This window comes from Amycolatopsis sp. CB00013, assembly GCF_001905755.1.
Lineage (GTDB): Bacteria > Actinomycetota > Actinomycetes > Mycobacteriales > Pseudonocardiaceae > Amycolatopsis > Amycolatopsis japonica.
The window spans coordinates 321,331-335,725 of sequence record NZ_LIWC01000003.1; the positions used below are offsets into that span (position 1 = coordinate 321,331).

Annotated in this window: 9 protein-coding genes; 5 read left to right on the forward strand and 4 right to left on the reverse strand. The window is 69.4% G+C overall.

The window, feature by feature from the left end; all coding sequences use genetic code 11:
- Positions 1–8: 8 nt before the first annotated feature.
- The gene (locus tag AMK34_RS21165) at positions 9–4,883 is read right to left on the reverse strand and encodes an RHS repeat-associated core domain-containing protein (RefSeq protein ID WP_241832816.1); all 4,875 of its coding nucleotides are present in this window, start codon (positions 4,881–4,883) and stop codon (positions 9–11) included.
- A 168-nt stretch (positions 4,884–5,051) separates the two neighbouring features.
- A complete protein-coding gene (locus tag AMK34_RS21170; protein ID WP_338020565.1) occupies positions 5,052–5,846 on the reverse strand; it encodes a helix-turn-helix domain-containing protein in 795 nt (264 codons plus the stop codon).
- Here AMK34_RS21170 and AMK34_RS21175 point away from each other — a divergent pair.
- Positions 5,833–6,711: an FG-GAP repeat domain-containing protein gene (locus AMK34_RS21175; protein ID WP_073846523.1), complete on the forward strand. Its 879-nt coding sequence runs from the start codon at positions 5,833–5,835 to the stop codon at positions 6,709–6,711. The two genes, AMK34_RS21170 and AMK34_RS21175, sit on opposite strands and share 14 nt — an antisense overlap.
- Before the next feature lie 12 nt (positions 6,712–6,723).
- Here the strand turns inward: AMK34_RS21175 and AMK34_RS21180 are convergent, their stop codons facing one another.
- Positions 6,724–9,414, reverse strand: a complete 2,691-nt coding sequence (locus AMK34_RS21180; RefSeq protein ID WP_073846524.1) for an ATP-binding protein — start codon at positions 9,412–9,414, stop codon at positions 6,724–6,726.
- Between the two features lie 76 nt (positions 9,415–9,490).
- Here AMK34_RS21180 and AMK34_RS21185 point away from each other — a divergent pair, with 76 nt between their 5' ends.
- From AMK34_RS21185 to AMK34_RS21200, 4 genes are all read left to right on the forward strand, one after another.
- Positions 9,491–10,855: an MFS transporter gene (locus AMK34_RS21185; RefSeq protein ID WP_073846525.1), complete on the forward strand. Its 1,365-nt coding sequence runs from the start codon at positions 9,491–9,493 to the stop codon at positions 10,853–10,855.
- Between the two features lie 25 nt (positions 10,856–10,880).
- Entirely contained in the window at positions 10,881–11,732 is an 852-nt protein-coding gene (locus AMK34_RS21190) for an SDR family oxidoreductase (RefSeq protein WP_073846526.1), read from the forward strand.
- Positions 11,729–12,136 (forward strand): Dabb family protein, encoded by a 408-nt coding sequence (locus tag AMK34_RS21195; RefSeq protein ID WP_038516973.1) that lies wholly within the window; start codon positions 11,729–11,731, stop codon positions 12,134–12,136. Before AMK34_RS21190 ends, AMK34_RS21195 begins: the two co-directional genes overlap by 4 nt.
- 227 nt (positions 12,137–12,363) lie before the next feature.
- Positions 12,364–13,617 (forward strand): HNH endonuclease signature motif containing protein, encoded by a 1,254-nt coding sequence (locus tag AMK34_RS21200; RefSeq protein WP_073847139.1) that lies wholly within the window; start codon positions 12,364–12,366, stop codon positions 13,615–13,617.
- A 94-nt stretch (positions 13,618–13,711) separates the two neighbouring features.
- Here the strand turns inward: AMK34_RS21200 and AMK34_RS21205 are convergent, their stop codons facing one another.
- Complete coding sequence (locus AMK34_RS21205) at positions 13,712–14,221, reverse strand: GNAT family N-acetyltransferase (RefSeq protein WP_051972627.1); 510 nt, start codon at positions 14,219–14,221, stop codon at positions 13,712–13,714.
- Positions 14,222–14,395: the final 174 nt, after the last annotated feature.

The window sequence follows — 14,395 nt, forward strand, 5'->3', positions numbered from 1 at the left end:
TGCGAGGGTCACAGCGGCGGGTCGAACTTGCCGCTGATCGTGTCCATCTTCGTGCCCACGGGCGGGAATTTCGTCAGGAAGTCGTCCTTCATCCGGAAATCGATGAACTTCTGCAGATCGGGTGTCAGGTTCTTGTATTCGGCGTTGAGCACGACGTGGTCCCGGATGCCGCGCTCCTCCGGGTTGACGGCGTCCGGCCATTTGACCTTGTCGCTGGCGGTGACCGAGTAGTCCACCTCCAGGCCCTTGGCCTCTTGCCGGAACTGCGCCGGGGTCTTGTCGATGCCCAGCGCGTCCAGCTTTCGCTGCAGCTCCGGGTCCTTCATCCCGCCGACGGCTTCCTTCACCTGGCCGATCTTGATGTCGGCCTCCTTGAGCTTCCCCTCGAAGTTGCCCGACATCTGGGCGTTCGCCTTGCGGGACAGGGTGGTCATGTTGTCCGCGGTGCCGGAGCCGCCGAGCACCTGGTTCTGCAGGTGCCCCTTGATGAAGTAGCCGTTGGGGTGGTCGGGTTTGTAGCCGATCTTGTCGTTGGGATCGGACGAACGCAGCTTGTCGAGCTCGGCCCGCAGGCGCGGATCGTAGTTCGAGTGGCCCTTGCCGTTCAGGCCGTCGACGTCGGTGAGGTGGTTGCCCGCGGGGTCGGTTCCGCCGGGGTACTCGCCCTTTCCGGAGCCGTCGAGCGTTCCCTTGCCCTCCTTTCCGCCGCCTTCCATCACCGTGCGGTCGGACTTGCCGTGCGACTTGTTGGCGTCGCCGGTGATCGGGGGTTCGTGCCTGCCCGTCTTGGGCTTCTTGGCGGAACCGGCGCCGTTGCCCGCGTTACCCGCTCCCGGGTTCTGGTTCGCCGCGGGCCGCTTGGCCGTTCTGCACGGGGCCGGGGCGTTGAAGGTCGCGTCGTCGTCGAGGTAGGCGTACGGGTCGTCGGCGTAGTTGGTCTGCTTGCCGGAGTTCCTGGTCAGGCCGAGGGGGTCGGCTTCGAGGAACGGATCGTCGACGTAGGTCTCCGGATTCGGCCCGGGGGTCAGGCCGAGCGGGTCCGGCGAGATGTAGCGGGCGTTGACGGGGTCGTAGTAGCGGAAGAGGTTGAAGTACAGCCCCGTTTCCGCGTCGTGGAACTGGCCGGGGAACCGGAGCGGCGTTTCCGGGCGGGTGCCGGGGGCGACGAGGCCCCAGACGCTCGTCCGGACCAGGCTGACCCGGCCGTCCACCGGGCCGACCAGCTCCGTCGGGGTGCCGATCTCGTCGGTGATCACCGCGGCGACCTCGGTCCGCCCGTCGGGCAGGGTGCGCGCCTGCGCCACCACCCGGTCCCCGTACGGATGACGGATCCAGGTCAGGGTCTCCACCGGGGCACCGCCGAAGGTGTGCCGGGCTTCGACGAGATCGTTGCCGTCCCAGGTGAAATCGACCCGTTCGGCGACCGCGCCCGCGAAGTCCAGCCGCTCCTTGGCCACACGCCGGTCCAGCGCGTCGTAGCGGTAGCGCCACCGGGCGCCGTCCGGCGTGTGCACGGTGACCAGATGGTCGTGCGCGTCCCAGCCGAACACCCAGGTCAGCTCGGTCCCGTCCGGCGCGGGCAGGGTCCGCCGGATCAGCCTGCCCTGCCCGTCGTGGACGTAACGCGCCACGCCCGGGCCGAGCGACGACGAGAGCAGATTGCCGAGCACGTCGTAGGCGTAGTGCTCGGCCGCGCCGTGATGGTGCGCCGCGGTGACCCGGCCCGTGTGGTCGTACTCGTAGCGCACTCCGCCCGCCGGGTCCTCCCGCGCGGCGACACTGCCGTCAGGCCGCCGGTGGTAGCGCTTGGTACCGGCCGGGGTGTGCTGCGCGACGAGCTTGCCCGCCGGGTCGAATTCCTGCCGCAGCAACGGGTTCACCCCGGCGGAGACGGCGACCGTGCGACCGGCGGCGTCTTCGCGCAGGGTCAGTTCGGTACCCGCGATCCGCAGCAGCTCCGCCCCGTCCTCGGTCTGTCCCCAATGGACGTCCACTCCGGACGGAGTGCGCATGGTCTTGGTGTCGGTGGAATAACCGACGGCGGTGTCTCCGGCCGTGCTCGCCTGGCGGACGACCCGGCCCGCCTCGTCGTGTTCCAGCTCGACGACACCGTCCGGGCCGGTGGCGCGCACGAGGCGTCCCACCGGGTCGTAGCGGTAGGTCTCGGTGCCCGACGGGCTGATCCGCTCGATCGGGTTGCCGAGCAGGTCGTACCGCCACTCGACGGTCTCACCGGCGGCGTTGACCCGCCGCACCCGCTGCCCGGCGGCGTCGTAATCGCACCGGGTGATCCGGCCCGCGAAATCCTGCTGCGTGAGCAGCCGTCCTTCGGCGTCATAGGTGAAGTGCCAGGTCTGCCCGGCGGGGTTGGTCACCGCGACGAGCCGCAATTCCGTGTCATAGCGCCAAAGGGTGCGCGCGCCGCCGGGATCGATCGTGGCGGTGATCGTGCCCATCGGGCCGTTCTCGGTACGGGACGTCCTGCCGAGTTCGTCGGTGCGGGCGGTTTCCCGGCTCTCGCCGTCGAAAGCCCACTGGCGGCGGGTCCCGTTCGCGGCGACGACCTCCCGCAGGGAACCTTCCACCGTCCACGCGTACGTGGTCCGGCCGCCGGCCTCCTCGACCGCGCGCGGCCGCCCGAAGAGATCGACCTCGAGCCGGGGCACCTCTTCACCCGGGGTGGGATCGTCGACGTAGGAGTCCTCGAGGTGCTGGTCCTCGGTGACGCCGAGCGGGTCCGTGTACGGATCCGGCACGTTCGGGGCCGTGTACCGCCGCCGGAACACCCGGTCGCCGTCGGCCACCTCGATCGCGAGTTCGGTGTGGGTCCATTCCGTGAGCACCACGCGCGAGCCGTCGGCGCGGAGCACCGAGCGGAGCCGACCGGTCGCGTCGTGCTCGAACTCCGTCCGCCTGCCGAGCTGGTCGGTCCGGTTGAGCAGCACGTCGCGCGGACCGTACTCGCTCCGGATCACGCCGCCGAGCCGGTCGGTCAGCCCCGCGGTGTTCCCGTCCTCGTCGAACTCGTACACCGTGCGAAGGCCGAAGGAGTCGGTGACGGTGGTGGTCCGCTCGCCGTAGCCGAGCGAGGTGTCGAGGTAGCCCTGATCCCCGACGCCCCGGACACAGCGGCCGTGCTCGTCGTAGACATAGCGGTACCAGGCGCCGCTGTGGTCGGTCCAGCCGGTGATCCGGCCCTCGGCGTCGTGGCTGTAGCGGGCCGGAAGGGGCGAGGAATTCGTGCGGGCACTGAGATGTCCGCGCGTGTCGTAGTCGTAGCGGGCGACGGGGACTTCGGTGGCATCGCCCAGCGCGCGGATGGCGCGGATCCGGCCTTCGGAGACGTCGAAGGCGATCCAGGCGCCGCCGAAGTGCCTGAGCCTGGCAGGGGCGCCGTCGTCATCGTGCTCCAGCTCGACGTAGGCGTGCTCTTCGGTGCGGATCTCCCTGAGCAGGAACAGATCCGGGTCGCCTTCGGCCGGGACGAACCGGCGTTCGGTGCCGCGTCCCGGATCCGTCAGGAAGTACTCGGCGCCCTCGCCGCGCAGCCGGCGCGGCGGGCCGTGCACGGCGGTGGCCTCCGTTCCCGGCGCGGGCACCGGGAACCGCAGGATCATCGCGTCGGCGGAGTAGTAGGTGACCGTCCCGTTCGCGACGGTCAGCCGCTCGTCCACCAGCGACGCCCACGACGGGCCGAACCAGCGCCCGCCCCGGTAGGACGAGACGTGGTTGCGGACCACGAGCTGGCCCAGCGGTCCCGGCACGACCAGATCGCTTTCGGTGACCAGCACGTCCCCGCTCTGGACGTCGATCGGGTCACCGCTGCCTTCCTTGCAACCCGGTTCGTTGGTCTCGGTCCGATCCCGTTTGCCTCCACCGCCTTTCGCGCCGGAGGTGGTGGTCGAGCCGTCGCCGTGCGAACCGTCGAGGCCACGCGAGCCGTCCGGCGGATCGTTCTTCGGTGGCGGGTCGTTCTTGGGCGGCGGGTCGTTCTTCGGTGGGTCGTTCTTCGGGGAGGAGTGGTCGCCCGACGGCGTGGTGGAATCGTCGCCGCCCTTGTCCTTGTCCTTGGGCGGTCCCTTGGGCTTCGTGTCCAGGTCCTTCGGCTTGCCCGAGGGAGTGACCTTGCCGCCCTTGAGGTTCTTCAAGGCCTTCGCCGCGTCGTCGAACAGGTCCCCGGCCTTCTTCAGCAGCGGGACCAGCGCCTTGAGCGCCTTCACCAGTTTGGTCGTCAGGTCGGTGATCTTCGCCGCCGTCTTCGCCACGGCCGCCACCACCTGCGGCACCACCCAGGTCAGCCCGATGCCGAGGGTGAACACCACCTGCAGCGCCCACGAGATCAGATGCCCGATCAGCTCGGCGATGATGTCGCGCACCAGGGTCCGCACCGCGGCGACGACCTCGCCCGCGGTCTTCACCCCGGACGACGCGCCCTCGGATCCCTTCTGCGCGGATTGGATGACGGTGGCGGTGTCGGTCGCCTGTTTGCGGTAGGCGTCCGCCGCCTCGCCCTTCCACGACTCGAGATCCTTCTTGACCAGGACGGTCAGCTCCTCGCTGACCTCGCCCAGTTCCTTGGCCACGTTCGCCCACGTCTGCGCCTGCGCCTGGACCTCGTCGGCGTTGCCCGCCAACGCGTCCAGCGCGTCCTTGAGCGGGCCGACGTGCTCCATCAGCCACGACACCCCGGCCGCCAGGATCGCCCCGAACGGGTCCAGCGCCATCGACAGCGCGTCCAGCGCGGTCCCGACCGCGCCCATCGCGACGCCGGCCCAGTCCCCGGATTCGATCGCCGTCTTCAGGCCGTCCGCGGTCTCCAGCAACGAGACGCCGGTGAACCACTTCGTCGAATCCTGAGTGGGCGCGATCAACGGATTGGACACGTGACTTGCCTCGCTTCAAGGTGATCGGGACGCCGGGGTGACAACCTTGTCATTCAATCATCACGACCGCGGCCGGATCCGGCGCCCTGTGCCGGGATCGCCGGTGGGGCGGGGCAAGTCTGCCCGAATGGGCAAGCGGCTCGGACGTCCGAAAACCGCGTTGTGCGCTCAAAGGGACATTGGCGACACGGCGTCGGCCTTGCGCACCAGCGCCGCACCGAGCGTGCGGGCGGTGCGGGCGACGGTGTCGGACAGCGCGGCCAGCGGCTGCGGCGGCGCGAGCACGGCCGCGATCGAACCGACCGCCCGGCCGGTCGGCAACCTGATGGCCGCTTCGATGGCGACGAGTTCGTGTTCCGCCTGCCAGACGGGGCAGAAACGGCCGATGCGCTGCGGCACGGTGGATCCAGGGCGGAAAAGGAGGTGATCCTCCGGTCGGGCGAGGCTGGCGGCGGCGATCAGGATATGACCGTCGCAGGGCACGGCGAGCACCGAACTGGCTCGCGTCGTCGCGGTCAGGCGCCGCAGCTCGCCGCGGGCCAGGTCCAGCAGGCGCGGATAGGGTTGCCACGATTGGCCGAGCCGGAATGCCTGCGCGCCGACTCGATAGCGGTTTTCGCTGCGCTGGACAACCTCCAGCGCGGTCAATTGCTCGAGTAATCGATGTGCCGTCGCTTTCGGTATCGAGCACGAATTCGCCAGCTGGGTCAATCCCGCTTCACCTTGATGTCGTACCAAGGCATCCAATAGGGTGAAAGCGCCTTCGAGGACGCTTCTCGGTCTTCTCTTGGTCTCCATTGAAATCCCCTCGCGCGGTCCACTGGACGGAAACCTTGCTGACAAGGCCAACACGTCGGTGTCAGGGTGGAACGGTCCCGGTGCGTATCTTCGGTCAAAAAACGCGAACTGGGAAGAGTGCATCCACCGAACGGAAAGAGGTTCGAGCAAAATGCGAAGATCCATTCGGCTGGGGACGGCGCTGGCGGGTCTGGTGGCCGGTCTGCTCGTGGCACCCGCGGCGGGCGCGGACGAGGGCGACGTCCGGATCGCCGCCTCGCCACCGTCGCAGAAGACCGCGGCGGACTTCGACGGCGACGGGTTCGCCGACAAGGCGGTTTGGCGCCCTGGCAACGGTGTCTGGTATGTCATCCGCAGCAGCGACGGCAGCGTGGTGACGCAGCAGTGGGGTGTCTCGGGTGACGTGCCGGTCGCCGCGGACTACGACGGCGACCATCGGGCCGACTTCGCCGTGTGGCGGCCGGGCAACGGTATTTGGTACATCATCCAGAGCAGCAACGGCGCGGTCGTGACCCAGCAGTGGGGCGTGGCGGGCGACGTTCCGTTGACCGGCGATTTCAATGCCGACGGCCGCTCCGATTTCGCCGTCTGGCGGCCGGGTAATGGGACCTGGTACGTGCTGGGTATCGCCACCGTGCAATGGGGTGTTGCCGGTGACGTTCCGGTCGCGGACGATTTCGACGCGGACGGCCGAACCGACTTCACCGTTTGGCGGCCGAGCGACGGCGTCTGGTACGTACGGGGAATCGCGACCCAGCAATGGGGCACCATGGGCGACATTCCGGTGGCGGGCGATTTCAACGCGGACGGCCGGGCCGATTTCGCCGTTTGGCGGCCGGGTAACGGCGTCTGGTACGTGCTCGGTATCGCCACCCAGCAATGGGGGGTGGCGGGCGACGTGCCCCTGGGCGGCGATTTCGGCGGCGACCCGCGGGCGGACTTCGTGGTGTGGCGTCCGTCGAACGGGACCTGGTACGGCCTGAACCTGTTCACCACCCAATGGGGGACAGCGGGCGACATCCCGGTCTGAGCGGTGTGAACGTCAAGAGGCGACCCCCGCGTCGAGCAGATCGGGCATGCCCCTCAGCTGCCTGCGCGACGTGATGCCGAGCTTGCGGAAGATGTTGCGCAGGTGGGCGTCCACCGTGCGGGGGCTGAGGAACAGGCGCGTGGCCACCTCCTTCGAGGTCGCACCCGCGGCGACCTGGCGCGCGATATGCGTCTCCTGCATGGTCAGGTGGTCGTAGGAATGCCCGGTGCGGCTGCGGGCGACCTCCCCGGTCGCCCGCAGCTCGTCGGCGGCCCGCCGGGTGAACGCCTCCAGCCCGATGTCCGAGAGCCGTTCGTGCGCGGTGCGCAGGTGTTCGCGTGCCTCACGACGGCGGCCCTCTCGGCGCAGCCACTCGCCGTACCGGAGACGCGCCCGCGCGAGATGGACCGAGAGCGGGCCGTTTTCCAGCTGCCCCAACGCTTCCAGGTGATCGGCCTCCGCGTCGCTGACCAAGGCCCGCGCGGCCGCCGCGATCCCGAGGGCGAACGCGGTTCCGGCGGGTTCCGTGCGTTCGGTCAAGGAGCCCAGCGCCGATCGGGCGACGGCGTGCTCCCCGCACCGGACCGCGGCCTCCACGAGCTCGGGCAGCGCGATGCCGGCGAGGAAGAGATCACCGCTCGCCACGGCACGCGTCGCCGCGTCCAGCGCGGCCGGGTATTCGGCGAGACCGTTGTACAGCACGGCCGTCGCCCAGTGGGCGTTCGCGGTCAGCTGGCCGTTGCCCCGCGTCGTCGCCTCGGCGAACAGGTCGAGCACTTCCTCACGACGGCCGCGCAGGGCCGCCAGATGCACTCGCGGGTAGAGCTGCGGCGCGTCGCCGACGGCGTCCGCGATCGCCTCCTCTTCCGCGATCGCGGCCATCGCCCGGCCGAAGTTCCCGGTGAGCACCGCGTGCAGCGCCACCTGGGAGAGGCCGAGCCGGATGGTCATCGGCGATCCGGTGTCGCGACCGGTCCGCACCAGCCAGTCGACGATCGTCGAGTGCAGCTCGATGTCCCACAGCTCGCCCGCGAGTACGGTGGCCAAGGCAGGCGTCCTGGTCCAGCCGGCGTCGTCGCCGGTGAGCACCTGGCGAAGCGCGGGCACGCCGGCATGGTGTCCCTCGGCGGTCAGCCGCACGAGCGCGTCGAGGAGGTCCGGCGGCCCCGGAGGCGCCGAGCGGGCCGCGTCGAGGACGCGGTCCAGCACTCCCGCGGCCCTGCCGACGACGAGCCCCATTTCCAGTGCCGCGACGAAGAACTCGCGTGATCGTTCCGGATCGACGGCGGCGAGCCGTTGTGCCGCCCGCAAAATGAGCGCCGGACCTCGGACGGCGCCCTCGGCGCCCTGGACGAACGCGATCCGCCCGCGCAGCAGGTCGACGGACGCGTGCTGCGGCACGTCCAAAGTCTCCGTGTCGACGCTGGCCAGCAGATCCGCCGCCGCCTCCGTCCCACCCGCTTCGAGCGTCGTCCGCGCGGCCGCGAGGGTGCGCTCGGTCTGCTTGGCGGGATCGAGCGAAAGCGCCGCCGCCCGTTCGAGGAACGCGGCGGCGGCCGCCACACCACCGCGCGCCTGCGCCCGCGACGCCGACAGCTCCAGCTCCGCCGCGACCTCCTCGTCCGGTCCGGTGGTGGCCTGCGCACGGTGCCAGGCCCGCCGGTCCCCGGCGGTTTCCGCGTCGGTGACCTCGGCCAGCGCCCGATGCGCGGCATGGCGCTGCTCCGGCTCGGCCGCCCGGTACGCGGCGGACCGCGCCAGCGGATGGCAGAAGCGCGCCCGTGTGTCGAACCGGATCAGCCCGGACGCCTCGGCGGCGGCGCTCGCGGCGGGCACTTCGATGTCCAGCCGCCGCGCGGCCGCCCACAGCAGACCGGGATCGCCGGTGGGATCGGCACTCGCGAGGATCAGCAGCCTTCGCGCGTCCACGGGCAGTTCCGCCATCCTGGCCAGGAAACTGCGTTCGATCCGGCTCGCGACCGGCGACGGCTCCGGCAGCGCGAAGCCACCCGCTTTCGGCAGTTCGATCAGGGCGAGCGGGTTGCCGCGTGCCTCGGCGAGCAGCCGGTCGCGGACCCGCTCGTCCAGCGTCGCGGTCTTCTCCCCGGCGAGCAAGGCGCGCGCGTGCGCGTCGGTCAGGCCGCCGACCGTCAGCCCGGGCAGTTCGTCCAGGCCGCGGATCGGATCCCGGTCGCGGGCGGCGAACACCATCGCGATCGGCTCGGCCGCGATCCGCCTCGCCAGGAACGTCAACGCCCTCGCCGACGCGGTGTCCAGCCAATGCGCGTCGTCGATCAGGCACAGCATCGGACGCGTCCCGGCGGCGGTCGACAGCAGTTCGAGCGCGGCGAGGCCGACCCGGAACGGGTCCGGCGCGCCGTCGGCCAGCCCGAAGGCCACGAGGAGGGACTCGCGGTACGGAGCCGACAGCGTGTCGAGATGCGCCAGCGCCGGAACGCACAGCTGATGCAGAGCCGCGAACGGCAGTTCTCCCTCGAACTCCGACCCGGACGCGCGGATGAGCTGGAACTCCCCGGCCGTGGCCTGCCCGACGTGGTCGAGCAGCGCGCTCTTGCCGATGCCGGGCTCACCACGGAGGACGAGCACCCCGCCTTCGCCCCGGCCTGCCGCTCGGACCAGGGCGAGGAGGCGATCGATCTCGTCACGCCTGCCGACGAGCGGACGGGAGGACGTCGTAGGCATGCTCCGAACCCTAGCGATGCGAACTAGGTGATTGTCGCCGACGCGAGCGGAGGCGGGTCCGCGCGATCGTTGCGGCATGACAGTACGAGAGACGAAACGGATCTCGCGCGGGGTGGCGATGGCCGGCCTGGCGAGCGCCATGTTCCTGGTCATCCTCGATGCCGCGATGGTCAACCTGGCCGGATCCAGGATCCGGCAGGGCTTGGGGCTCAGCCCCGCCGAGCTCACCGTGGTCGTGGACAGCTACCTGGTGACCTTCGCCGGTCTGCTGCTGCTCGGCGGCCGTCTCGCCGACGTGCTCGGGGCCAGGAAGGTGTTCCTGACCGGGATGGCGGGCTATCTCGCGGCGACGGCCTTCTGCGCGCTGGCCACCGGCGGCGGGATGCTGATCGCCGGGCGGATCGGGCAGGGGATCGGGGCCGCGGTCCTGATGCCCGCCGCGCTTTCGCTCGTGCTCGGCCTCTACCCGTCGCCCGCGGAACGCACCCGGGCGATGGGGATCTGGGGTGCCGTCGCGGGGGCGGGCAGCCTCGTCGGTGTCTTCCTCGGCGGATCACTGACCGAACTGCTCGGCTGGCAGGCGGTGTTCGTGACGCCGGTGCCGTTCGGTGTCCTCGGCGCGTTCGCCGTGTGGCGCGCGGTGGCGCCGGTGCCTGGCAGGCCAGGCCGGTTCGACGCGCTGGGCGCCGTCACGATCACCATCGGGATCTCCGGGCTCGCGCTGGGCATGGTCTCCGCCTCGGACGCCGGCTGGACCGCGCCCGGCACGGTCGTCGGGCTCGCCGCGGGTCTCGTTTCGCTGGCGGCGTTCGTGGTCGTCGAGCGGCGTTCAGCGCGGCCACTGGTCCCGCTGGGGGTGTTCCGCCGGAAGCCGGTGGTCACCGCGAATCTGGTGATGGTGCTGATCGGCGGCACTCTGACGAGCCTGTTCTTCTTCCTGCCCCAGTACCAGCAGGACGTGCTCGGGATGAGCCCGCTGGCGACCGGCATGACCCAGCTCCCGCTCGCCGTCATGATCATCGTCGGCAGTGTCCTCGCGCCGATACTGGCGAAACGCGTCGGGCCCGGCCGCGCGCTGCCGACCGCCCTCACCGTCCTGCTCGCCGGTTTCCTGTGGCTGGCCTGGGATCCGACGACCAGTGGCTTCTCGGTCAGTCTGCTGGGCGCGTTCCTCCTGATCGGCACCGGACTCGGGCTGGGCGCCGTCAACGCCACCGCGATGGCGGTCCGCGACAGCGCGGACGGCGAGGCGGGGCTGCTCAGCGGACTGGTCAACGCCGCGCAGCAACTGGGCGGCGCGGTCGGCCTCGCCGCGCTCGCCGGAATCGCCATCGGCGCCGCCGGAACACACGGCGACATCTCGTTCACGACCGCTTTCCTCGGCGAGGCAGCCTTCGTCGTCATCGCACTCGCGGTGTCGCTCGCCTCCGCCAAACGTTGATCTCGGCTAGAAAGGACACTCCACAATGGACACAGTGTTGGTGACCGGCGCGACCGGAACCATCGGATCCGCCTTGATCCCCGCCCTTCGAGCTCGCGGAGTCGCCGTCCGGGCCATGACCCGGGACCCGGGCCGCTCGATTCCCGGCGCCGAAACCGTCGTCGCCGATCTGGGTGATCCGGAATCCGTCGCCGCGGCACTGAAAGGCGTCGACGCGGCCTTCCTCAACAGCCCGTCCGCGGCCGACGCCGCCGCACACCAGATCCGGTTCGCCGACCTGGCCCGGGACGCCGGCGTGAACCGGCTCGTGCTGCTCTCGCAGTACGCGGCGAACGCCGACTCGCCGGTACGATTCCTGCGCTGGCACGCCGAAGTCGAGGAACACGTCCGAAACCTCGGGATCGCCCACACCGTCCTGCGCCCCAACCTGTACCTGCAGGCGCTGCTCGCCTTCTCCCGCACCATCGCGCAGGGCTTCATCGCCGCGCCCATCGGCGACGCCGCCGTCAGCGCGATCGACACCAGGGACATCGCGGACGCCGCCGCGGTCGTGCTGACCGATCCGGGACACGCCGGCCGGACGTACACGCTGACCGGCCCGCGCGCCGTGACCCACACCGAGATCGCCCACGCACTTTCCGCGGTTCTGGGCCGGAGCGTCGTCTTCCACGACACGTCCGCCGATCAGTTCGCCGCCGCGCTGAGCGGCCTGCTCCCGCCGTGGCAGCTCGACGGCCTCATCGAGGACTACGCCCATTACGCCCGAGGCGAAGCCGCCGAAGTGCACACGTCCGTCGCCGACCTGACCGGACACCCCGCGCGTGACGTCACCGATTTCGCCCGCGACCACGCCGCCGCCTTCGAGGCCGCCCGATGATCTACCACTGCATCCGGTTCACGCTCAAGCCCGGAGTCTCCGAAGAGGAAAAAGCGGCGGGTCTCGCGCAAATGGGCGAACACATCAACGCGATTCCCGCGATCAAAGCACGCGTCGTCGGTCCCGATTTCGGCGGTGAATTCGACTACGGCGCCGTCACCGTGCTCGAAGACATCGAGGGGTACGAGCAGTACATGAATCACCCGGCGCATCTCGCGATGGACCGGGCGGGGTTGCCGCTGATCGACCGGTTCGTGTCTTACGACGTCACCGACGATCCGGATCCGGAGATCGGCGCGAAGATCGCCGACGTGCATCGGCGACGGTTCGAGGAAGTGCCGGATGTGGCGGAGTTGGTTGCGGGGCTTGGGGAATACACCGGTAGTGCGGCGCCTGGGAGTTGAGGGTTTCTCGCGGGCTGGTGCAGGAGGCTTGCGTCGCCGAATATCGGCGACGCAAGGAAGCGGCCGTCGATGCGCGGGAGTCCTCTTCGCATTTAGTCGACTAAATGCGAGTCGCTCAGGGTGATGCGGCGTTGGCGACTGTTTCACCCTTCAGTGTTGTCGATGCGAGTTGGCTTGTTGCTTAAAATTACGAACACGTGTTCGATTTCTTCGGGTATTATGGAGGGGTGTCCGAGACCTTCCTTCCCGAGTTGCCGCAGGAGCTGTGGCGCGCCGGCAAGCTGGAGCTTGCCCATGGCGTGCAGCAGTCCTTGCAGGTGATCCGGATAGCGACCGCTTGTCTGGGGCGGTTTCTGGCGGAGATCGAGTCTCGGGGCGCCAAAGACTTGTACGGGCATGGGAGTACGGCGAGCTGGCTCGCGGAGATTGCGGGGTTGTCGCGGGGTGAGGCGGGTCCGATCGTGAAGCGGGCCATCGCGCTGAACCCGACGCGTGCTTTGGATGGCACGGAGGTTCCGCCGGTCGCGCCCGCGACTGCTGCGGTCGCTGCTCAGGGGTTGGTCGGGGATGAGCGGATCGATCAGATCCTGGAGATCCTGAAAAACCTCCCCACCGACATTTCGGCTGAGGAGCGGGCGGGTGCGGAGCAGATCCTCGGCAATCTCGCTCCGAGTGCCGGTCCCCGGCAGCTTGCCAAGGCTGAAGCGAACCTGCAGGGCTTGCTGAACCCCGACGGCAAGGAACCCAAAGATCCCGAGCCGAAGGAACCACGGCGGGAAATCACCCTGGAACGGCGCAAGGACGGCTTCTGGAAGCTGACCGGCCTGCTCGATGACGAGACCGGGGCCCGGACCGCCGCCGCGTTGGAAGCACACGCCCAGCCGCGGCCGGTGGATGAGTTCGGGCAGGCGGATCTGCGGATGAAGTGCGAACGCATGGGAGACGCCTGGGCCGAACTGCTCGACCTGGCCATCGCCTGCCCCGATCAGCCCGGAACCAGCGGCTACCGCACCTTGGTGCACGTCACCATCGGACTTGAGGAACTCAAATCCGGCCTCGGCACCGCCTGCCACGACTTCGTGGGGACGATGACGGCACGGGAAGCCCGGCTCGCCGCCTGCGATTGCCTGATGGTGCCGGTGGTGATGGGTGCCTCGGGTGAGCCGCTGGATATGGGGCGGCTGAGACGGTTCGTCACCCCAGGTCAACGCCGAGCGCTGAACATCCGCGACGGTGGCTGCGCCTTCCCCGGGTGTCATCGGAAGCCGAAGAATTGCCACGCTCATCACATTGAGCACTGGGCAGACGGCGGGCCCACCGATCTCCGGAATCTGGTCCTATTGTGTGGTTTCCATCATCGGCTGATCCACCACGGTGATTGGGAAGTACGGATGGCCGCCGACGGGTTACCGGAATTCATCCCACCCCAATACCGAGACCCACTCCGAAAACCTAGACGCAACACCCTGCACCACGTCTGAACCCGAGGAGCCCGCCAGCCACACCGGCGACGGGCCCCTCGTCATGCCCGGCGCCGGTGACTGAGCCTTTCCAACCTCACTCTGAACAGGTTGCTCATGGCGTTCCGGGACGATGCTCTGAGCGGAGCAGACCGTAGACGAGCACATCGACGTACTCGCCGTGGTAGAAGGATCTGCCGTGCATGACCCCTTCCCGGCGGAACCCCAGGCGTTCGAGGGCTTTCTGCTCGCCGAGGTTACCGCCATTGGTGAGGGCTTCGATTCTGTTCGCAGTCGTGCGGCCGAACAGGTAGTCCACGAGCAGCCTCTGTGCCACGGTGCCCACCCCCTGTCCACGATGCTCGGGTAGCACCCCCACACCGATCTCGTAGGTGACGCCCGAAGGGAAGCCGCGGGGCTTCCAACTGACGATGCCGATGACCGTGTCGTCGGCCCGCGCGATCGCGACCGCCGCGGACTCGGCGGAGATGTACCCGTCGCTCTCCCAGCGCTTGCGGCGTGCTCTCGGATCACCGAATCCGGGCCACTCGAACTCGCCGAGCGCATCGGGATCCGTGCAGAGACGGTCGAGAAAGGCGAGGTCGGCCTCGGTGAACGCCCTCAAGTGGACTTTGTCCGGGCGGTTCGCTGGAGTCATGAAGGCCAGTATCGCGCTCGGAACATCATCTGTCAGGCAGTGAGAATCCGCGAAGCAGTCGACCTGACATCCGCTGCCGGGCTGACCCCGAAACCAGCAGAAATCCCCACCCGGTTCTGCCGGAAAACCTGCCTGGTCCCC

Excerpts from the sequence above, each read along its gene's own strand:
- AMK34_RS21175 (WP_073846523.1), top strand. The coding sequence starts at position 5,833 with ATGCGAAGATCCATTCGGCTGGGGACGGCGCTGGCGGGTCTGGTGGCC.
- AMK34_RS21170 (WP_338020565.1), bottom strand. The coding sequence starts at position 5,846 with ATGGATCTTCGCATTTTGCTCGAACCTCTTTCCGTTCGGTGGATGCAC.
- AMK34_RS21180 (WP_073846524.1), bottom strand. The coding sequence starts at position 9,414 with ATGCCTACGACGTCCTCCCGTCCGCTCGTCGGCAGGCGTGACGAGATC.
- AMK34_RS21185 (WP_073846525.1), top strand. The coding sequence starts at position 9,491 with ATGACAGTACGAGAGACGAAACGGATCTCGCGCGGGGTGGCGATGGCC.
- AMK34_RS21190 (WP_073846526.1), top strand. The coding sequence starts at position 10,881 with ATGGACACAGTGTTGGTGACCGGCGCGACCGGAACCATCGGATCCGCC.
- AMK34_RS21195 (WP_038516973.1), top strand. The coding sequence starts at position 11,729 with ATGATCTACCACTGCATCCGGTTCACGCTCAAGCCCGGAGTCTCCGAA.